We start from the raw sequence: 19,668 nt of genomic DNA, 5'->3' as shown, positions 1-19,668 counted from the left end.
TGTGTGTGTAATAGAAGTTGAGTGTCTGTCGTGAACGGCACACGGCTATGAATTAAGTACTTAGCGCCCCTATAACCATTGCAGTGAGTTGGGTCGTCAGCTGCGAAGAGCCCAACGGTAGGGTTTCATCGAACCAGAATGCCACGCTCGAAAGCATGGCAAGCACCGTTTGGATAGCGGTCGGTAAGTGCTGTGAGCGAAAGACTCCGCTCTGCATACCGTTACTGATGATGTTGCTTAAACAGCTGCGGTAGCGCTTGAGGAGCAGCTTGATTTCTGCCCTTGATGCGGCGTCGAGGCTGCGCAACTCCAGATTGCTCAACAGCGATAGGGATTGGTGCTGAATGTGGACCTTGATATGAATGCGAATGAACGATCTAAGCTGCGCCAACACGTCTTTGGTCTTTCTCACCTCACGTTCAACACTCTTCAGAAGGTCTTGCAGGTGATCGTTGATCATCTCAAACAGCAGCGACTGTTTACTCTCCAGATGGTTGTAGAGCGAACCTGCACTAAGGCCGAGCGGCGCCGCCAATTGGCGCAAACTGACATTGCCATAGCCTTCAGTGACAAATAGATGCAAGGCAGTATCACGAATCTGCTGATGGCGATCCCGAGTTTCAGAACAGGGGGTGACGCTCAGATCTTCCATTTTTGTCACCTGCGGATTCTTGGCGAGATCAAGCGGTGCAGACAGTTGGGTAGAGGCTCGGTGCATGATGGCGATCCAGAATTTGTGAGTTTGCGGACTCGATCCTTGGGTGATTTGCGATTTACATATATATCATATGTATGATTGGTTATTCCAGCACCGGTCCGTGATCATCACGCGCGATCACTTCGGGGGGCTTGATCACCAACAGCAGCGGCATGACCGCCAGAGAAAGCAGCATCAGCAGCTTGAAATCGTCCAGATAGGCAATCCAGACGGCTTGAGTGCTGATCATGCCGTCGAGCATGGCGCGGCCGCTCACCGTTACCGGGTCGAGGACATTGTTGAGTGGCCAGGCGTGGAGCAGGCGATTGAACCCTGTGATATGTGCGCCGATCAGTTCGTGGTTGATCTGGGTGTTTTGCACCAACAGCACGGTGACGATGGAAATCCCTACACTGGAACCGACGTTGCGCGACAGGCTGTAGAGCCCGGTGCCATCGGCTCGGAGCGAAGCGGGCAGTGTGGCGAAGGCAATGGTGGACAAGGGTACGAATAACAGGCCCAGGCTCGCTCCCTGGATGAAACCGACATAGATGATGGTTTGCATCGACACCTGCGGTGTCCAGCCTGTCATCAGCCACATGGAACCTGCGGACAATGCCAGTCCGCAGAACAGCAGCCAACGGGTGTCGACCTTACCGATCAACCGCCCCGTGATGTACATCGTTGCCATCGTGCCCAAACCACGCGGACCCATGGCCATGCCGGCCTTGAGCACCGGATAACCCATGAGGTTTTGCAGGTAGGGCGTCATCAGCGCCAGCGACGCCAGGTAGGTAATGCCAATAATGAAAATGAACACCACGCTGAGGCTGAAGTTTCGATCCTTGAACAGAGCGAGGCTTATAAAAGGGTCTTTGGCGGTGAAGGTGTGAACCAGAAAAATATACAGGGCCGACAGGGCTATCACGGCTTCGAGCACGATCTCCGTGGAAGCAAACCAGCCCAGTTGCTCGCCTCGATCGAGGAATAACTGGGTGGCCATGATCGTGACGCTGAGCGAGCCAAAACCCAGCCAGTCCAGACGTGATCCCTTGTCCGCCGGGGTCTCGACGACATAGCGCAAGATCCCCGCCAAAGCCAGGAGGCCGATAGGCAGGTTGATGAAAAACACCCAGCGCCAGCTCAGGTTTTCGGTGAGCCAGCCGCCCAGCATCGGCCCCAATACCGGACCGACCATGACCGAAACACCGAACAGCGCCATGGCCGACCCACGCTCTTTGAGCGGATAAATATCCAGCAGGATGCCTTGGGACAGCGGCACCAATGCGGCACCCGCAAGCCCTTGCAACAACCGAAAGGCGATGATTTCCCCCAGTGACTGGGCGATGCCGCAGAGTATCGACGCCAGGACGAAACCGATAATGGCCCACAGCAGCACGGTCTTGCGCCCGAAGCGCCGGGCGAGGAAGGCCGAGGGCGGTGTCATGATTGCAGCGGCGACGATATAGGAGGTCAGCACCCAATTGATTTGATCGGCACTGGCCGAGACGCTGCCTTGCATATAGGGCAACGCGACATTGGCGATGGTGGTGTCCAGCGCCTGCATAATGACCGCCAGGACCACGCAGACGGTAATCATCGTCCGTTGCGTGGAGGGCGCCATGGCCGTACCACTGTCATTCATGAGGCGGGCTCTTGGTGGCCAGTGCGTTGGCCATGAACTCCGGCAGGCCGCGGGAACGACCGGTATCGATATCGGCCTCGACGCTCATGCCATGACGCAAAGGTGGTTTGCCGGCCGTGTCATCGATATGTATACGAACAGGGATTCGCTGCACCACTTTCACCCAGTTTCCCGTGGTGTTCTGTGCAGGCAAGAGGGCGAAGCTCGACCCGGAAGCGGGGCTGATGCTCTCGACTCGGCCATGCCAGATGACCCCCGGGTAGCTGTCCACCGTGATGGTCACCGGTTGGCCTTCCTGCATGTGGGTCAGCTCAGTTTCTTTGGGCGATGCCGCGACCCACAGGCGATCGCTCGCGACCAGGCTGAAACCCGATTGTGGTGGTTGCAGGTACGCTCCGGGAGACAGCGAGTCGACATTGGTGACAATGCCGTCGAACGGAGCGGTCACTGTCGCGTTCTTCAGGTTGCGCGCGGCCTCATCGATCCGCGCCTGGGCTTGGAGGTAGGCGGGTTGCAGCTCTAGCGGCGAATCAATGCGTCCACCGAGTTGGGCCAGAATGGTCTGTGCCTGAGCCTTGGCTACCGCAACTTTCTGCTGCGTGGTTTCCAGATTGTGATGGGCATCGTCGTAGAGGGTCTTCGATACGGCGGAGACACTGACCAATTGTTCCAAGCGTGCCAGGTTTTTCTGGTAATAGGGGATTTCCGCCTGGGCCTGAGCGATCTCGGCCTGTGCTTGGGCGTAGCTGGCTTTGAGATTCATGATCTGGTTACGCACATCGGCCAATTGTGCCTTGGCACTTTGCAAAGCAATTTCGAAGGGTTCAGGGCGTAAGCGGAACAACACCTGACCTTTGGTTACGCTCTGGTTGTCAGTGACCTCAACCGACTCGACAATGCCGGCGACGTCGGTGGAAACACCCACGCGATCCGCCTGGATATAAGCATTATCGGTGCTAATGACTTGGCCCCCGGTGACATACAGCCAGGCGGAGCCAGCAAGCACCGCTGGCAACAATAGAAACAGTCCGAGGCGCACTCTCTGGCGTGAGGGTGGCAAAGCGCTGTCCTGAGCTGGCTGAGCAAAGGCTTGCGGCTGTGCCTGCTGGGAGTCGGACGGTGTGGAAGGTGACCTTTCAGCCTCGACGGGCTGCAATCGAGTGGCATTACTGGTCATTTACGGGCTCCTCATCTTCAACCGGCCTTGCGCAGGCTTCGATCAAGTTCTCACGCATGCGAACTAGAAACTGCTGCAGCAGTTGGTGCTCCTGCTCGGAGAAATCAGACATCGTTTCATGGCGCGTTTTTTCGCCAAGCTGACGCATCAGCTGCAGCAGTGGATGTGCCGCTTCAGTCAGAAACAGCAAGCTCATGCGCCGATCGGTTGGGTGAGGCCGACGCTCTATCAAACCGCGTTCCTGCATTTTGTCGAGCAATCGCACCAAGGTGATGGACTCGATTTCCAGCAAATCGGCCAGACCTTTCTGGTGAATGCCTTCGTTATGCGAAAGCTTGGACAGCACCTGCCACTGAGATCGCGTGAGTCCTGCCTGTCGGGCACGCTGTTCGAATCGCTTGCGCATCAACCGCGCCACGTCGTGCAAGACAAAACCGATCGTCTGTTGAGTCGTCATCAAAATCACCGAAAAATACATAAGCATGCTCATGATAGTTTGCCTTATCAGATGCACGCTATCTATTTTTCAGTGGTGATTTTTCAGGGGACATGCCCATTGAATGAAAATGGAAATGTTGGGAAAAGCTACTGGGTATCAAGCATAATCATATGTATGATGCTAATGATTTTTGTCGAGTGAACCGAGTGGCGTTATCAACGTCAGCACTGCGTACTCAACACAAAATCAACAGCAAGCCACGGCCTACGGCAAGAACCATAATAATTAGAGGCGTTCCGTGAAAACTCTCCTATATCCCGCTATATCGCTGATGAACCGTCTGAGTTTTGGCATGAAATTCAGCCTCATCAGCATCCTGTTTTTTTTGCCGATGCTGGCGACCAATTCCTATCTGATACGAGATGCCTACGCTCAGTTCGTTGGGACCAAGACTGAGTTAGCCGGGCTGGAGCTACTCAAGGGGACGCTTGATATCCGTAACGACATGCAAAGCCTGGAGAACCTCATTCGACTCCAGAACCAGGTCGGCTTGGCCAATCAAAGTGAAGAGTTGAACAATCGCATTGGCCGCCAGACTTCGAAACTGATTGAGGCCCTGCAAAAGCTCAAGGCCATAGCGCTGACTGGCACTCAAGTCGAAGACATCAATGCCAAGCGTGATGCTTTGGTGGAATGGTTGCGCGCTGCACGCGCTGATACCACGCAAGTCAAGCAGCAGCACGAGATCAAGCAGCAGCTGGCGAACGTCCAGATCCTGGTGATGTCGGTAGTTTCCGGTACAGGGATTTCACTGGATCCCGACCCGAGCGAACGCAAACTGATCAACCTGATTGTGGACAGCGCCGACGACGTCACGCTTGGCTTGGGGGATGTCCGTGCGTTAGGTGCATATTTGTTGGCCAGCGGTTCCAGGAGCTCGGGCACCCTTACTAAGGTGGAGGCTGCGTTACAGCAGCAGGAGAAGCTGCAGGCGGAATATGGACAACATATCGAGGGTGCGCTGGTTGGCAATAGCAAGGCCCAAACGGCGTTGCAGGCGAAGGCCGCTGTCAGTCGCGACTCATTGACAGTCGGTGGCGGCTTGTTGGACGGCGAATCGTTAAAGGAGTCTGCCGACAACGTGGCATGGCCGGCATTTTATGACTCATTGAGCGCCGAAATTGAGAAAACCGGCCAGTTCACTGATGCGGTGCTGTCCTACCTGGATGGGGAGCTTCAGCGGAGACTGGCCGATGATCAACAACGAATGGTCCTGTTAGTCAGCGCGTTGCTGCTGGTATTTCTTCTCATTGGTTATCTTTACGGCGGCTTTTACGTGTCGATGTGCAGCACGTTAAAAAGCTTCAGTCTTGTCATGGACGACGTGGCGGCCGGCAACATGACGGCCAATGTAAAGATCCAGAGTCAGGATGAGCTGGGAGAGTTGGGGAAGGTTATCAACGGAACCATTGGCAAGATCAATCAATTGATTCAGCGCGTGGGACAGACGGTCGTCAAAGTGAAGGGGCAGGCAGATCGCGTCGAGCTGGTTTCCAATGAAAGCAGTCAGGCTGTCTCCGACCAGCGTCAGCAGATCGAGCAAATTGCAACGGCAATGAATGAGTTGTCCGCCACTGCTCAAGAGGTGGCACGCAATGCGACTGCGGCAGTGGTCAGCGCGCAGGGTGTCAGTAAAGAGGTTATTTCTGGCCGTACTCTGGTCGAGTCCCAGGTCGAAAGTATTCAACAACTGGCCGGCGAAATTGACCAGTCCGTGGTGGTAATCAATCAACTGGCCAGTGATAGCAGTAGCATCAGCCAGGTTCTTGATGTGATCAAAGCAATTGCAGAGCAAACTAATTTGCTGGCGCTCAACGCCGCCATTGAGGCGGCCCGGGCCGGGGAACAGGGGCGCGGCTTTGCCGTTGTTGCCGATGAGGTGCGCAATCTGGCCAAGCGCACACAAGTGTCCACCGAAGAAATCGAACAAACGATCAGCAAATTGCACAATGGCGTCAGTGCTGCGGTCAAAGTGATGAATGCCAGTCACAGGATGGCCAGCAGTACGGCCAATCAATCCACGCTGGTGCAGCAGGCTTTGGAGAACATCTTTAACGCGGTAGGCACGATCGTTGACCAGAACCAGCAGATCGCCGCAGCCGCGTCAGAACAAACAGCAGTCACTCAAGACATTGATCGCAATATCGTGCAAATCAACCAGGCCGGTGATCGCACGGCTGGCGGTGCTTGCCAGACAGAGCAGGCGAGTCGCGAGCTTTCCCTGCTGGTGGGTCAACTCAAGGAGCTGATCGGTGCCTTCCGGGTTTGACGGAGACTGATGCGCGGGTTGAACCAGTCAGTGCGTTGCATGCTTACACGTTCAATTGTTGCTTTCGCGGCGAAGCACCGAAGGATTGATTCCCGTCCATTGCTTGAACGCACGGCTGAAAGACCGGGTTTCTGAAAAACCAAGCTGCTCAGCAGCATCAGCGAGGCTTAGATGCTGATTTGCCAGCAGCTCGATGGCCTGATCGCGGCGTAGATCGTCCAGGATCCGTTGAAAACTCGTGCCTTCCTGCTGCAGGTTCCGATGCAAGGTTTGTGTACTCAGGCACAGTTGGCTGGCAATGGCTTGGAGACGAGGCAAACCCATCCGTAATTTCAGTGCATCAGCCAGCAGCGCGCGAACCTGGTTTGAACAGTTTTCCTTGGCATCGGGCCAGCCGAGAATGCCTTGTCCCATCAGCCGGTCAACGTTGGCGTGCCATTCGGCGCGCGTACGACTGATTGGCGTTGTCCAGTACCTGGTGTTGAGTGTCATTGTGTTGGTCGCCTGACCTGGGAGCCATTCTCTGCGTATGTAGTGCAGCAGACGACTGGCGTCGGGAGCGTCAGGACGGGTAGAGGACAATTGCCGCACGGGCAGCAGCGCACCGATGCTCCAACTGAAAAAACGATGCAGGTACAACATGTAGTAGTCGCAGAGAAATCCCATCGGGTCCAACTCAGGCTCCGTCACCATGACACTCAGTTCGATCTGATCGTCCGAGAGAGTGCAACGTACTTCGATGTCATCCGTCACGATCCGGAAGAAGTTTGCGACTTGCTCCATCGCCGCGCCCATGGTGCTGCAACCCAACGCCAGATCGACCATCATCGCGCAGGTCCCGCGCTTGGCGCGGTGCCGCGTGAGGCCGTACAACTCGTCGTCGAGTACTTCGGTGGTCGCCCTCAGCAGCCTGGCAAACTGATGCGCTTTGAGCGGGGCTTTACTGGAGGCGAACTCCTGCAAGCCAGCGGCTTCCCAGATGTGCTCCAAGGCTATCTGGTGACGGCGTGCCCCCATCAGCAACTGGTTGGTGGCGTAGCGATAGTTACCGCGCAGCGACCATGATTCATTCAAGTTTTCAGCCATGGGGTTCGCATTCAAATATCGGTGATGCAAAAAGTCGTTTTTTGTCCTTCATACCAAGCCTCGCATTATCGATAGTGTCGTATCAATGTCCATAACAAGAGAACAATAGGATGATTACGGATCTTAGCGATCAGCACCTGCGCTTTCGCGACCGTGTGCGGACCTACATGGTCGAGCAGATGATGACGGCCGATTTCGAAGCCGAACTCAAAGACCCCCTCTGGAGTCATGGAGGCGGCCCGATCTACTGGCAAAAGCTTGAGCAACTGGGGCGCGACGGCTGGATCAAGATGTCCTGGCCGAAGGAACTGGGCGGCGAGGGTGCCGATCCGATCGAACAGTACATTCTGGTCGAAGAGTCCAAGCGCGTGGGCTTCCCATGGCCGGCACTCTCGGCAAACTCCATCGGCCCCATGGTTGCCCGCTACGCCCAAGGCGAAGTGCGCGAAAAGGTCGTGGGTGAAATCCTGTCGGGTTCCGCCTATCTGGCCATCGGCTATTCAGAGCCTGGTGCAGGCAGCGATCTGGCCAATCTGCGTACCCGTGCGGTGCGTGATGGCGATGATTGGGTCATCAATGGGCAGAAAATCTGGACCAGTTGCGCCCCTTTCAGCCAGTACATCTGGTTGGCGGCACGGACCGACCCTGATCCAGCCAAGCGTCACAAAGGTATTACGATCTTTCTGGTACCGACCAATACTCCGGGTTATTCCTGCACAACTATCCATACCTTGGGTGTTGATACCGCGGCGACCTACTATCAGGACGTACGCGTTCCCGACAGTTATCGTGTCGGTGAGCTCAATGGCGGTTGGTCGTTAATCACCGCACAGCTCAATCTCGAGCGTCTGGCGCTGGTCAACTACGGTTACGTGGCCATGCTCTACGACCACACCTTGAACCTGCTCAAGACCCATGAAGACTTTAAGCATCTGCTGCAACTGCCTTGGGTACAGCGCAATCTGGCGCTAGCCAAGGTCAAGCTCGAAGGTCTGAAAATGATGTGCCTGAAAGCGCTGTGGGTGATGAACAACGGCGGCAGCGGGATGGTTGAGGCCTCCTCAACCAAGGTTTACGGCTCGCAGGTGTATGTCGAGTTGGGTCGACTGATGGGCGAAATCATCGGTTCGCAAGGTTTGCTTCGCGAAGGCTCGGACGTGATTGTCAGCGGTCTGATGGAAAAGCTGTACCGCAAGGGCAGCGTGCTCACTTTTGGCGGTGGCGCCAATGAAATTCAACGGAACATTATCGCGCAGGCCGGCCTGAAACTGCCTCGTTAGGAGAATTGTATGGATTTTTCCCTGAGCGCCACCCAGCAACAGCTGACAGAGTTGGCGACGCGATTGTTTACAGACCAGGCAACTCAGCCACGTCTGCGAGCGGTGGATGCCACCGGATACCATGACACCGAGCTCTGGGCTCAACTGGCCGAGACGGGTTTGCTAGGCATACAACTCTCCGAAGCCCAAGGGGGCGTAGGCGAGGATTTTGAAACCCTCTGTGTTTTTCTTGAACGAGCGGCGCATGCTGTGGCACCGGTGCCTCTGTTGGAGGTTTTGGTTGGCGGTGCTCTGCCGTTGCTGGCACTGGGCAACGCGCCTGTGCTCGACGTGTTGTGGCCGAAGCTGGTGGCGGGTGAGGTTGTATTCACCAGCGCTACAGCGGAAACCCGGCAAAGTGAGTTGCTGGACGTCAACACCCAGGCGCAATTGGTAGACGGTCAATGGCGGCTTTCAGGTTGCAAGCACCGTGTGGCAGTGGCCGACCGACCAGGCGTGTGCTGGACTCTGGCTCGCTATACCGATGGCGTTGGCGTGTTCCTGTTTGACTTGCAGTCGGAAGGCATCGAGCGTCAACAGCAGACCACGACTACCGGCGAGTATGTCTTTACTCTTTCGCTGCAAAACGTGTCAGCCAACCTTCTGTTAGACGCTGCAGCGGCTCCGGCATTTGTCGATAATGCGCAATTGCATCTGTTCGCAGCAGCCACCGCGATGGCGGTGGGTGTTTGCAGTGCGATGACTCGCATGGGGGCTGAGTACACGTCCGAGCGCGAACAGTTCGGACGTCCTATCGCGACGTTCCAGGCAGTGGCTCATGCACTTGCTGATTGCCATATCGATACCGAATGTCTGCGAGGATTGATGGAGCAAGCGGTCAGCCGTTTGAGCCGTCCAGGTGACGTCGCATTGGCAACCGAAGCGGTACTGGCGGCAAGTGCCTACGCTTGTGAAGCCTTGCACCGTGTCAGCCATGCAGTGCAACAAGTGCACGGTGGTACGGGTGTGGATCGGGACTATCCGTTGTTTCGTTACTGCCTGCTCGCCAAGAAGCTCGAGTTGGTGCTGGGCGGGCAATCGGCGCTGCTGGCTCGGCTGGGTGGCCTCATCGCTAATGGATGACGTATAGCCGGACAGAGACATGGCTTGGCCGCGAGTAACTGCTTCGCTGTCAAGCCATGTGCTGGTAGTTGAGCAAAGGCCTGGTGTTTTATGTTTTCGCTAAACAAGAAGGGGGCACGGATGCAGATCCGCGCCCCCTTCTTGTTATCTGAGTGTGTTACCTCAGCGGTTTTTCCACAGTGGTTTGCGTTTCTGTGCGAAGGCCATGGTGCCTTCGATACGGTCTTCGCTGTTTACGACCCGATCGATTGCTTTATAGGTAGTACGCACAGCGTCGTTCTCGCTGGCAAATTGCGCTTGCTCGTTGAGCAATTGCTTACTCAGGCGAATCGAGTTGGGTGACGCTTCAAGCAGCACTTCGGCCAGCTCGCGGGCCACTTGCAGTGCCTGCCCGGCTGGAGCAAGACGGTTAATGAAACCCAGGCTTCGGGCTTCCTCGGCACCCACTCGACGTCCGGTCAGGATCATGTCTATTGCTTGCTTGTAAGGAATCTGGCGGGTGAGACGTTGTAATCCACCAGCCCCGGCCAGTAAGCCGACGCGTACTTCACTCAAAGCAAACTGCGCTTCGCTGTCGGCCACCACCAGGTCACAGGCCAGCGCGATTTCGAAGCCACCGCCCATGGCATAACCATTTACCGCGCAGATTATCGGCTTTTCCCGATTCTGCCGCGCTGTCAAACCGCCAAATCCGTTGCGAGGCATCCACATGCGACGGCCGGTCGAGGCCGCCTTCAGGTCATTACCGGTACAGAAGGCTTTTTGTCCGGCGCCGGTGATTATCGCCACCCACAAGCTGTTGTCGGCTTCATAGGCGTTGAAGATCTGGTCGAGTTCGTCATTGGCCTCAGGGATCATCGCGTTGTTGACCTCGGGGCGATTGATGGTGATCTCCAGCACCGGCCCGCGACGTTCAACCAGCACATGCTCGTAGCTCGATTGCAGTTTGATTGATGGGACAGGAACGCCTTTATCCAGTGCTTGCTGACTGATAGCGAAACGATTAATTCCCTGGTTCAAGCGCATGCACACGCGCTGGCCAAGCCCATCGTTCTCGACAAAGGCAAGCAAGGTCTGTGTGTCGCCTTTAATGCTGTTGGCGACGAAGCGCTCGCCGGTGCCTTCGAGGAGGCCGATGACAATGACTTCCTGCGGTCCGGTTTTATCGTGCAGTACGGTGTAGCTTTCCACCCGGCCCCAGCCCTTGGGATCAATCGTGAATGCTGGCGCGGGCAGGGCGTCGATATACGCTTGGCGTGAGCTGCTGTCGCAATGGTGCCATTCACGTGGCGTGGTCGAGTAAACCCCTACCGCGTGAGTCGAAAGAAAGCCTCCGTTGGCACCGACCATGCCCATTGAGCCTGGATCGGCGCGCAAACGCTGCACCAGTTCCACCAGGGCATGGCTGGAGTAGTTGTTGCCGGGTCCACCAAAATACGCCAGGCCTCCGGTCAGGGTCAGCCCACGTGGATCATCAGCGGCAAGCCCCAAAGCATCCAGTGCAGCGAACACTGCAATGGGGAAGCAACTGTAGATGTCCAGATAACGAACTTGGGCGACCGTGACGTCCGCTTCCTGCAGTGCTTGTTCGTAGGCTTGTGCCATGGCCGTCGAGCTGCCCAGGTCTTGCCGTTCAAGCACATGGCGCTCGTCCAGTGCACTGTAACCATGCAGATAGACCCATTTGTCTTCACTGATGCCCAGCGCGCGCGCCGTACCAACGGTCGTCAGCAGCAGAGCCGAGCCCAGGTTGACCTGATCTCGCGCCACCACTGAAATAGGATGAGGGTCGGCAATCATGCGATTGTCCGGGCCGACTGTGGCGATGGCCTCGGCGTTCCACGGCTTTTTGCTGGAAGCATGAGGATTGCTTTGCGCCACTCGCGAAAACGGGGCCATCAGCTCGCCCATCTTCGCGGCATAGGCCTCTCGCGACAAACCCAGGCGCTTGCGACGTGCTTGTTCAAGCAACGGATAGACCGTAGTCGGCATGATCAGGCTCTGATCATTCATATGCTTGGTTCGCATGGCGCCGACGTTCCAGTGGCGATCATCCAGCGGCTGCCCGTGCTCCTCAGCCCAGCTCAGCGTTTGCTGGCTGGCCTGTGCAGCACGTTGGGTCGAAGCCGCTTCACCGCCACACAGCAACGCCAAGCGAAACTCGCCAGCGAACAAACGCTCGCAGATCTCACCGACCAGTTTTTGAGGCTCATCGCCGCAGGCCGGTGAATAAACCGCTACCTGTGGCTGTGCGCCGAGCCGCTCGGCGACTGCGGCAGGCACATTGTTTGGGCTGCCAAAAGGCGCGCGCTGAGGGCGAAGCGGGGCGGGAGCGGAGTCGGCCACGGTACGAATAGCGTAGATTGCATCGATTTTGCCAGCCAATTGCTCGACGCTCAGAGCGTCAGCGCAGGCGACCTTCGCCGCCTGAGCTGCCAGATCGGTGGGCGACCATTGGTGATAGTCGGCATCGTCCAGGCGCTCCGACACTTGGCCCACGCCAATCACAATAGGGGTCTGGTCGCTGACAGATTTAAGGCTCATCGGATAGTCCTTTTTATTGATTGTGTTCAGGCCTTGAGGGCAGGTTCGGCCAGGGGGGTCATGTCTTCGAGATGACCATCGGCGATCAGCGTCTCAATGTCCGCGCGGCGCAGACCCAGCAAACGGGTTGCAAGCTCGCGAGTGTGCTCGGCCTGATAGGGGGCCGGACGAATCGTTGGGGCAGGCATATGGAGTGACTGCATCAGTCGATTCTCAGTCGGAAGTGGCGCCGGCAAACCAGGATGTTCAAGGGTTGCAATGAACTCGCGCGCAGCGAAGTGAGGATCCTCGCGGTACTCGCTCAAGCGCTGCATGAAGCCTGCGCTGAGGCCTGCCGATTGAAGGCGTTCGGTGACTTCGCGTGGCGTAAGTCGCGAAGTCCACTCGATGACCAGGGTATCCAACGTCTTCTGGTTGGCGAGCCGACCGTCGCGTGTGGCAAGCGATTTATCATCGAGCAGATCCTGGCGTTGGATGACGGCCAGAAACTTTTGCCATTGCGCGTCGCTGGCAACGGAAATTGCGCACCACTCGTCTTCACCGAGGCACGGAAAAATGCCTTCTGGTGCATTGTGCCGCGAGGTGTTGCCTTGGGCCACGAAGGATCCGGGTTGCAGCGATTCCTCGAGGAATTGTTCGGTATTGGCATTAATGAAAATTTCCGCTTGCGACAGGCTGACGTTGCCACCCAGCCCTGTGCGCTCGCGACGGATCAGTAACGCGAGTACGCCTGTAACTCCGACCCGTGCGGCCAAGTGATCCGGATAGGTGGTCACGCCGTCGGCGAAATAGTCCGGTAGTTCCGGGTCACGCCACAGGGAGGCGAGGCCGGTGCTGGCACGCACCAGAGGGCCATAACCAAGCGTGCGACTTTGCGGGCCAGTGTTGCCCATGGCGCTGCTCTCAAGCATGACCAGGCGAGGGTTGACCTCTTTCAGAACGTCATAACCCAGGCTGAGGGACTCAAGTGTGCCCGGTTTGAAATTTGAGAGCAGTACGTCGGACTTCTCTACCAACTGTTTAAACAGCAGGCGACCGGCTTCGCTGCGCAGGTTGACGCCCATGCTGAGCTTGTTGCGATGACCCTGGGCAATGGATGGCGTGATGGGTTCACCGGTCATTGACTGGCGGCCGCCATCAGGAAATGCACGGTTTTCCACCTTGATGACTTCCGCACCCTGGTCGGCCATCAGCCGTCCAGCCTCGGCACCCGCGATAATCACACCCAGATCGAGGACTCGAATCCCTTCCAGTGGGCGACGCTTGAAGGTTGAGGCAAACGAGCGTACGGGATCACCGCAGGTATGGCCTGCCAGGGCTTTCCAGACGCTATCGTCATGTTCGCCCAAGGCGGGTGCCGGTTTGCGAATGCCCGCACGCTGGCCGTCGAATTCCACATAACCCGACGGCACACGCCCGGTCCGTCCCGGTGCTACCTGGAGGTCATCGAAGGCGCCACGGACTGCGAAATGCTCATCCTGCAACACTTGGGCCGGCGTGGCGACGATGGCCAGTGGGACACCTCGGCGCTGGCCTTCAGCCAGCAACTCGACTGCCGTTGATTGGCTGAACAGCTTGCCAATCAGTGCATTGATCTCTTGAGCCACGGCCATACGCTTGGCGATGTTGGCATACATCGGGTCGCGGAAGGGGTGGTCATCGCCCAGCCAGTCGCACATACCCTGCCATTGGCGGGGATTGAGCACGCAAAGGCGCATGTATCCATCCCGACAGGCGACAATCGGATAAAGCGGCACGGCGGGTGGTCGACCATGGGGAGTGGAGTCCAGGGCCGACTTACCGGCAGCGGCACTACCGGTCACACCCATCCCCGGGTCCATCAGCTGTGCAATGGCCTCATGAATTGAATAATCCAGATGGTCGCCAACACCGGCCTGCAAACGTTGCCAGTGGCCCAACAATGCAACCCAGCTTGCCTGGATGGCCGCGGACTCCCAGCACAGTTTGCCCGGTGGCAACAACGGCGAGTGACCGGGTTTACCCGAACGGCAGAGAACGCCGCCCATGGCGGTGTGCACGGCGTGTGAGGCTTTGAAATCGCGGTAAGGGCCAGTGAGGCCGAAATCGCTGATCGATAGTTGCAGCAAGTCCGGTTTGTACTCGCGTAATGCTTCGAAGCCCAAACCCAGAGCCTCCAGTACTCCCGGTCCCTTGCCGTCGATCAGCAGATCGGCATGTTCGAGCAGGCGCTTGAAATCTTCACGCCCTGCATTGTCCTGTAGGTCAATGACCACGCTTTGCTTGTTGGCGTGGTGGGTGACGAAGTAAAGGCTGACATCATCGAGCAGTGGTTCGCAGGCGCGAGAGGCGTCGCCCTGGGGCGGTTCGACCAGAATCACCTGAGCACCGAAGTCGGCAAGCACACGCGCAGCCATGTCAGTTTTGCCATTGGCCAGTTCGATAACTCGCATGCCATCCAGGGGCAGCGCTGAAAGGGCGATTGTCTCGTCTTGGCGCATGGGTTCGATCCTCTTGGGTTAAACCGTTATTATTGTGGTAACGCATTAATCATATATATCATTGCAATAGCTGTGCGGCAATGCTGTATTAGCCATTGCCGCGCAAGGATCAGGCGCTCAGAACCCGTCGGGTTTCTTCGGCCACTTGCTGGGGAGTGATGCCGAACATCCGGGCGGCGTTCAAACCGAGCAGGGCTGCCTTGTCTTCCTCGCTCAATTCGGGCACTTGCTCGAACATCCCGGCCACCAGTTCGCGCGAGTAAGGGAAGGTCCCCTCGCTGTGCGGATAGTCGGTGGCGAACAGGAAGTTGCCAATGCCCAGGCCTTTGATGGTGAGCAGGCACCCCAGGTCGTTCTGGAACGAGCAGTGCACCTGGTCGCGGACAATCTGGCTAGGTTTGCGGCTAAGCTTGGGATGAATGGAAGGCGCATGGCCCTCATAGACTTCGTCCATCCGCTCCGCCAGCCCCAGCAGCCAGCCGGCACCGGCTTCGACGAACAGAATGTGCGCGTCAGGGTTACGGTCCAGAATACCGCCGCCGATCAGTGCGGCAATCACGTCGACCGCATCGTTCATCTGCCGGGCATAGTTGAACAGGGCAGCGCCGGGACCGCGAATGGCGCGCAGATTGACGTTACCAGTGCCGGTGTGGAACACCATCGGCACTTTGGCTTCAGCGCATAGCGCAACGAAAGTATCCCAGGCCGGATCATTGTAACGGGGGGCGGAGTCCAACCCGGCAGGAGGCATCATGACAGCACGGAAACCTTTGGCGATCACCCGTTTGAGCTCTTCGATACCGTCTTCGATGTTCACCAGCGGGATAATCGCTGCAGGTATGAGCTTGGAGCGAATACCTTCGAGGTAATCCCAGGCCCAGTCGTTGTAGAGACGGCAGGCTTCTCGTGAGGCATCACGGTCAGGAATGCGTGAGACCAGCAACCCCAGGCTTGGGAAAACGAGCTCCGCATCGACACCATCGCGCTCCATGTCGGCAAAACGCAACTTGAGATCACGTGCGCCGAGGCGACGTACATCCAGATCGTCAGAGTCGCCGACCTTATGGGTGTGGAAGTCCACCGGGATCTTGAAAATAACGTTGTTGCCGAGCTTGTTCAAACGCATGCGTTTGTCGTCGATTTCGACGTTGGGAGCCCAGTGCTGGAGGTTGGCTGGCAGGCCCTTGGTGAACAGATCAGGCGGCTCGACGATATGGGCATCGCAGCTAAAAACAAAAGGACGCATCTTTAAATTCCTCGTGAAAGTTTAAAAGGCTTTCGTTATTTGCACGATCAGGCCAATTCGCGTCTTAGTTGTGTGGCACTGCCTAACCAGGCGGAGCCGAACATCGCGCGTTTGAGATAAAGGTGAAGGTCGGCTTCCCAGGTGTAACCAAAGCCACCATGCAATTCGATGGTGCGTCTGGCGGTGCGCAGATAGGCGTCGCTCAGATGCGCCTTGGCCAATGCGGCATGACGGCTGAAGCCGGGGTCCTGGTTGGCTGTCGTTTGTGCGGCATGCCAGCACAATGGTCGATTGGGTTCGCCTTCGAGGGCGATGTCGGCAATCTGATGTTTGACCGCCTGGAACTGGCCGATCTGAACGCCAAACTGCTCGCGAACTTGCGCGTATTCAACCGCCAACTCGACACAGCGAATGGTCCCGCCGCAGGCATCTGCAGCCACAAGCGCGCGGCCAGCGGCCAGCAGGCCCGCGGCGTGTTCGATGCCACCGGGTAGCGGCTCGACCTGCGCTTGATCAATATCGATCTCTGCGAGAAAAGCGGCGGGATCAATGCATGGGGTGTCTCGGCGGCTGACACCGTCGGTATCGGGTGTCACCAGACCCAGCCCACCACCGGCGGTGCCGACCACAATCAGCGTCGGGGCGTTGTGGCCGGGAACAGGTACAAAGCGCAGGGTGTGTTGCCCAGCGGTTCCAGGATCGGCTTGCCAGCCAGCCGGCTGCCAGGCTGGTGTTTCCGCGTGCAGGGCCACGGTGCCAATCAGCGAACCATCAGCCAGGCCGGGTAGCCATTTCGCTTTCTGTTCAGGGTTGCCGGCGCGGGCAATAGCCAAACAAGCCAGTTGATGGCCGATAAAGGGCAGAGGGGCTGCAGCAGCACCCAGGGTTTCCCCGATCAGTGCCGCATCGAACAGGTCCAGACCGATGCCACCGTACTCTTCGGGCACCAGCAAACCGGCGAAGCCCAACTCGGCAAAACCCTGCCAGAGGTTCGCAAGAGAGTCCTGCCATCCATCGCTTCGATCAGCGATGCGGTGCAACAAAGCAGAGTTCGCATGGGTGGCGAGAAACTTCTGTGCGGTTTCTTGAAAAGCGAGTTGATCTTCGTTGAGCAGATAATTCATGGCGAGGGCTGCCTTCAAGAAGTCGCGACGTTGTCTCGGGGTAACCCCAGACCGCGTTCGGCAATGACGTTGCGCTGAATGTTGGAGGTGCCGCCAGCGATGGCCATACCCAGTGAGCCCAGGTATTGGTTGAGCCACTTTTCCGGGCCTGCTTCGGCTTCGCGGCCAAAGGGCGACAGCATGAAATCGTTGCCGAGGATGTCTCGGGCGATATCCGCCACCTCGGCAGCAATGCGCGTGACGATCAGCTTGTTCATCAGTGCCACGTTGCCAGGCTCTTGCTTGGCCAGACGTAGCGCGAACTGACGCTGCATGTTGTGAAAGTGCGCGCTGACCATCCCCTCCAATTGAATCAAACGATCGCGTACACGCGGATCATCAATGGCCGGGCGCCCATCAAGCTGGCAACGCTGGGCAAGTTCGACGAGTTTGCGATGCAGGGTGACGGAAGTCTCGGCAGCACCCATGAATCCCGAGCGTTCGGCCGACAGGGTGGTCTTGGAAACTTTCCAGCCTTCCCCGCGGGCACCGACAATCCAGGTAGCGGGCGTGCGCGCGCCATCGAAAAAGACTTCGCTGAACTCTTCACTGCCATTGATCTGCCGCAGCGGACGGATTGTGATCCCCGGCTGGCGCAAGTCCACCAGCAGGTAGGAAATACCGGCGTGCTTGGATGCTTGAGGCTCGGTGCGAACCAGCATGAACATGAAGTGCGCCTTGTCCGCACCCGAGCTCCAGATCTTTTGCCCGTCGATGATCCATTCGTCACCTTCCAGGCGCGCTCGAGTTCGGATGGATGCCAGATCCGAGCCTGAGTTCGGTTCGCTGTAGCCCTGAGCCCAGCGAATTTCACCGCTCAGGGTCGGCGAAATGAACCGCTCTTTCTGCCAGGGTTCGGCGCAACCGAGCAAGGTTGGCACCAGCATGCCGTAGCCGACACCAGGCACTTCCATAGGGGCCCGAACTCGATTGAACTCTTCCTGGATTATCTGTGCCCGAGCCAGGTCCGGCGCTTGCTCCGATCCTCCATAGGCCTTGGGCACATTGCGGTACAGGTAGCCACGTTCAACAGCTGCTTGTCGAAACAGTCCTTTGTCGGAGGTTTTAGGCTGCCAGTTTGCGCCGAGGAAGTCGGCGACTTCCTGGCGAAAGGCACTTAAGGCCTCGACATTCGCGAAGTGCTCGCTGGCGCTGCTCATTTGTTCTGTTTCCCGGCAGACAACTCCCAATGCCGCGCCATCATTCGTGCTGCGCGAACTTTAAGGTCGGTAGGTGGCTCAGGCAGCACAAGCGCGCCCTGGGTACGAGAAGGCAGGGCCACCACGGCATCGCAAAGCACAGTGTCCTCACCACGCTGGTTAACCATTTTCAGCTTGACGTCCACCAGGAAAAGACCGTTTTCCTCGCGCTTGCCAACGACTTCACCCGAGATGAACTGGGTGTCACCCATGTAGTTGAACTTGCGGATCTCATCGTATTGCTTGTAGACCCAGCCGCCGTCACCCACCCAGTCGGTCAGATAGCGGAACAGGTAATTTTCACGCATGACGCCATAGTCGTACGCCATCGGGTTGCCAATGGCTTTGGCCCAGTCGCTGTCCCAATGCAGGCGCTGAGCGACATCCGGAATACCCTGGGCATTTTTCACGTAGAACGGCGCGATACGCTTGCGGTTTTGATTCCACATACGACCGGTACGCAGCCCGTAGGGGACCCAACCGTAGCCGCCGCCATGGAAGTTCACGACGTCGGTCACGGTCAAAGGACCGCTTGCGCCGCCGGGCAGTGCATCACCGACATTCAGGTCATCAAAGTACAACGGCGTGGCACCGCGGGATGTTTCGGCGCTATAGATCTCGTCGATACGCGCCAGATCTTCGTCGCTGTACTGCGCCGGACTGATGTCTTTGTATTTGCCGGTCTCGCGCGCTTTTTTACGTTCGGTAAGGATTGCCCGATAGCGATACACCGAGACCACTTCACCGCGCTGATTAACCTTGATCTGGCTGTTGAATCGAGTCACCGAACGCCCGGCGAACTCTGATTGTTTGACCTCAAGACCGTCTTCACCACCAAAGCTATAGAGGGTATCCCCTGGGAAAATGGGCCGGTAGAACGTCCATTCACCACCCGAAATGAACATGTGGATGCCACGGAACAGGCTTTTGGTGTTGGCCTTCAGCTCTGCATTCATCGGGTCACCCAGCATTGGGCGGTTGATAACGCCGGCCATCATCGACGGCGCAATGACCGAGCCCCAACGGGTGCCCGCGGCATATTCAGGGTTGCAGAACAGCGGGTTGTCACTGCCGCAGGCATAGGCGAAAGAGCGAATATTGTCGACTGTGGCGGTGCCAATCTGTTCCTGATCACGGCTGGCCATGTCTACGCCGAGCAACAGGTGGGCGCGTTCGATGTCGTGGTCGGTCAGCTCGTAGGCAGTGGCTTTCTTGAAATCTTCAGTCAGGGCTTGATCGGACATGATGTCTCCGTGACAAA

At 57.4% G+C, this 19,668-nt stretch carries 14 protein-coding genes; 3 read left to right on the top strand and 11 right to left on the bottom strand.

The features are described from left to right. Positions 1–52: 52 nt before the first annotated feature. The 4 genes from HFK74_RS11615 to HFK74_RS11600 form a co-directional block, all read right to left on the bottom strand. Positions 53–718, bottom strand: a complete 666-nt coding sequence (locus HFK74_RS11615) for a TetR/AcrR family transcriptional regulator (protein ID WP_180203617.1) — start codon at positions 716–718, stop codon at positions 53–55. Positions 719–800: 82 nt separating this feature from the next. Next, positions 801–2,342 (bottom strand): DHA2 family efflux MFS transporter permease subunit, encoded by a 1,542-nt coding sequence (locus tag HFK74_RS11610; protein WP_257230296.1) that lies wholly within the window; start codon positions 2,340–2,342, stop codon positions 801–803. After that, positions 2,335–3,519 carry an HlyD family secretion protein gene (locus tag HFK74_RS11605; protein ID WP_180203616.1) on the bottom strand — a complete coding sequence of 395 codons (1,185 nt, stop codon included), beginning with the start codon at positions 3,517–3,519 and terminating at the stop codon, positions 2,335–2,337. The genes HFK74_RS11610 and HFK74_RS11605 overlap by 8 nt, the downstream gene beginning before the upstream one ends. Beyond that, the gene (locus tag HFK74_RS11600; RefSeq protein WP_257230295.1) at positions 3,509–4,009 is read right to left on the bottom strand and encodes a MarR family winged helix-turn-helix transcriptional regulator; all 501 of its coding nucleotides are present in this window, start codon (positions 4,007–4,009) and stop codon (positions 3,509–3,511) included. The genes HFK74_RS11605 and HFK74_RS11600 overlap by 11 nt, the downstream gene beginning before the upstream one ends. Before the next feature lie 247 nt (positions 4,010–4,256). Here HFK74_RS11600 and HFK74_RS11595 point away from each other — a divergent pair, with 247 nt between their 5' ends. Then, positions 4,257–6,287 (top strand): methyl-accepting chemotaxis protein, encoded by a 2,031-nt coding sequence (locus HFK74_RS11595; RefSeq protein ID WP_180203615.1) that lies wholly within the window; start codon positions 4,257–4,259, stop codon positions 6,285–6,287. Between the two features lie 51 nt (positions 6,288–6,338). On the opposite strand, the gene HFK74_RS11590 is transcribed toward HFK74_RS11595, so the two are convergent. Further along, entirely contained in the window at positions 6,339–7,373 is a 1,035-nt protein-coding gene (locus HFK74_RS11590; protein WP_180203614.1) for an AraC family transcriptional regulator, read from the bottom strand. Positions 7,374–7,483: 110 nt separating this feature from the next. Here HFK74_RS11590 and HFK74_RS11585 point away from each other — a divergent pair, with 110 nt between their 5' ends. Further along, positions 7,484–8,653 (top strand): acyl-CoA dehydrogenase family protein, encoded by a 1,170-nt coding sequence (locus HFK74_RS11585; protein ID WP_180203613.1) that lies wholly within the window; start codon positions 7,484–7,486, stop codon positions 8,651–8,653. A gap of 9 nt (positions 8,654–8,662) precedes the next feature. Then, the gene (locus tag HFK74_RS11580) at positions 8,663–9,775 is read left to right on the top strand and encodes an acyl-CoA dehydrogenase family protein (protein ID WP_180203612.1); all 1,113 of its coding nucleotides are present in this window, start codon (positions 8,663–8,665) and stop codon (positions 9,773–9,775) included. A gap of 162 nt (positions 9,776–9,937) precedes the next feature. Here the strand turns inward: HFK74_RS11580 and HFK74_RS11575 are convergent, their stop codons facing one another. The 6 genes from HFK74_RS11575 to HFK74_RS11550 form a co-directional block, all read right to left on the bottom strand. Beyond that, complete coding sequence (locus HFK74_RS11575) at positions 9,938–12,319, bottom strand: enoyl-CoA hydratase-related protein (protein WP_180203611.1); 2,382 nt, start codon at positions 12,317–12,319, stop codon at positions 9,938–9,940. Positions 12,320–12,345: 26 nt separating this feature from the next. Further along, positions 12,346–14,799: a CaiB/BaiF CoA-transferase family protein gene (locus HFK74_RS11570; protein ID WP_180203610.1), complete on the bottom strand. Its 2,454-nt coding sequence runs from the start codon at positions 14,797–14,799 to the stop codon at positions 12,346–12,348. A 109-nt stretch (positions 14,800–14,908) separates the two neighbouring features. Next, positions 14,909–16,045: an amidohydrolase family protein gene (locus HFK74_RS11565; RefSeq protein ID WP_157711458.1), complete on the bottom strand. Its 1,137-nt coding sequence runs from the start codon at positions 16,043–16,045 to the stop codon at positions 14,909–14,911. 47 nt (positions 16,046–16,092) lie between these two features. Further along, on the bottom strand, positions 16,093–17,169 hold the full coding sequence (locus HFK74_RS11560; protein WP_180203609.1) for an acyl-CoA dehydrogenase family protein: 1,077 nt from the start codon (positions 17,167–17,169) through the stop codon (positions 16,093–16,095). Between the two features lie 14 nt (positions 17,170–17,183). Continuing rightward, positions 17,184–18,368 carry an acyl-CoA dehydrogenase family protein gene (locus HFK74_RS11555; RefSeq protein ID WP_180203608.1) on the bottom strand — a complete coding sequence of 395 codons (1,185 nt, stop codon included), beginning with the start codon at positions 18,366–18,368 and terminating at the stop codon, positions 17,184–17,186. Beyond that, a complete protein-coding gene (locus HFK74_RS11550; protein ID WP_180203607.1) occupies positions 18,365–19,651 on the bottom strand; it encodes a MaoC family dehydratase N-terminal domain-containing protein in 1,287 nt (428 codons plus the stop codon). The genes HFK74_RS11555 and HFK74_RS11550 overlap by 4 nt, the downstream gene beginning before the upstream one ends. Positions 19,652–19,668 lie beyond the last annotated feature (17 nt).

This window comes from Pseudomonas sp. SbOxS1 (assembly GCF_013416725.1).
Classification (GTDB): Bacteria; Pseudomonadota; Gammaproteobacteria; order Pseudomonadales; family Pseudomonadaceae; genus Aquipseudomonas.
Note: the sequence above shows the minus strand (reverse complement) of the source record. Positions and strands in the feature narration are given on the sequence as shown.

Excerpts from the sequence above, each read along its gene's own strand:
- HFK74_RS11555 (WP_180203608.1), bottom strand. The coding sequence starts at position 18,368 with ATGAGCAGCGCCAGCGAGCACTTCGCGAATGTCGAGGCCTTAAGTGCC.
- HFK74_RS11610 (WP_257230296.1), bottom strand. The coding sequence starts at position 2,342 with ATGAATGACAGTGGTACGGCCATGGCGCCCTCCACGCAACGGACGATG.
- HFK74_RS11580 (WP_180203612.1), top strand. The coding sequence starts at position 8,663 with ATGGATTTTTCCCTGAGCGCCACCCAGCAACAGCTGACAGAGTTGGCG.
- HFK74_RS11565 (WP_157711458.1), bottom strand. The coding sequence starts at position 16,045 with ATGCGTCCTTTTGTTTTTAGCTGCGATGCCCATATCGTCGAGCCGCCT.
- HFK74_RS11585 (WP_180203613.1), top strand. The coding sequence starts at position 7,484 with ATGATTACGGATCTTAGCGATCAGCACCTGCGCTTTCGCGACCGTGTG.
- HFK74_RS11575 (WP_180203611.1), bottom strand. The coding sequence starts at position 12,319 with ATGAGCCTTAAATCTGTCAGCGACCAGACCCCTATTGTGATTGGCGTG.
- HFK74_RS11570 (WP_180203610.1), bottom strand. The coding sequence starts at position 14,799 with ATGCGCCAAGACGAGACAATCGCCCTTTCAGCGCTGCCCCTGGATGGC.
- HFK74_RS11550 (WP_180203607.1), bottom strand. The coding sequence starts at position 19,651 with ATGTCCGATCAAGCCCTGACTGAAGATTTCAAGAAAGCCACTGCCTAC.
- HFK74_RS11615 (WP_180203617.1), bottom strand. The coding sequence starts at position 718 with ATGCACCGAGCCTCTACCCAACTGTCTGCACCGCTTGATCTCGCCAAG.
- HFK74_RS11600 (WP_257230295.1), bottom strand. The coding sequence starts at position 4,009 with ATGAGCATGCTTATGTATTTTTCGGTGATTTTGATGACGACTCAACAG.
- HFK74_RS11590 (WP_180203614.1), bottom strand. The coding sequence starts at position 7,373 with ATGGCTGAAAACTTGAATGAATCATGGTCGCTGCGCGGTAACTATCGC.
- HFK74_RS11560 (WP_180203609.1), bottom strand. The coding sequence starts at position 17,169 with ATGAATTATCTGCTCAACGAAGATCAACTCGCTTTTCAAGAAACCGCA.
- HFK74_RS11605 (WP_180203616.1), bottom strand. The coding sequence starts at position 3,519 with ATGACCAGTAATGCCACTCGATTGCAGCCCGTCGAGGCTGAAAGGTCA.